The organism is Elizabethkingia argenteiflava, from assembly GCF_009904105.1.
GTDB lineage: Bacteria > Bacteroidota > Bacteroidia > Flavobacteriales > Weeksellaceae > Elizabethkingia > Elizabethkingia argenteiflava.
The window spans coordinates 1-300 of sequence record NZ_JAAABJ010000167.1 but is presented as its reverse complement, the minus strand read 5'-3'; the positions used below and the strand labels follow the sequence as shown (position 1 = coordinate 300).

At 35.7% G+C, this 300-nt stretch carries 1 protein-coding gene; it reads right to left on the bottom strand.

The genetic code is table 11. The features are described 5' to 3' along the window. Positions 1–300: transposase (locus tag GNY06_RS15415; RefSeq protein WP_166518463.1), on the bottom strand; the 300-nt coding region annotated here is incomplete at both ends.

Below are 300 nucleotides of genomic sequence, written 5' to 3'. Positions count from 1 at the left end.
GCCAGAATAACTTTAATGCCACAAAGCATTTCTTTTAACACGCGCATAAGTAAAATAACAGCCTTACTATCATGTATATTAGCCATTGTAACCATGATTGCAATTAAAAAAACATTTTTATCAACGACCACATGACGTTTTATGCCCTTAATCTTTTTATTGCCATCAAATCTTTTTAATGACCGGTTATTGCCCCAGCGAATATTCTGGCTGTCCATAATACCAAGCGATGGCTCTGATTTTTGTCCTAGTTTTACTCGAAATTTGCCTCGTAAATGTTCCAACACTAGTTCGAATTGC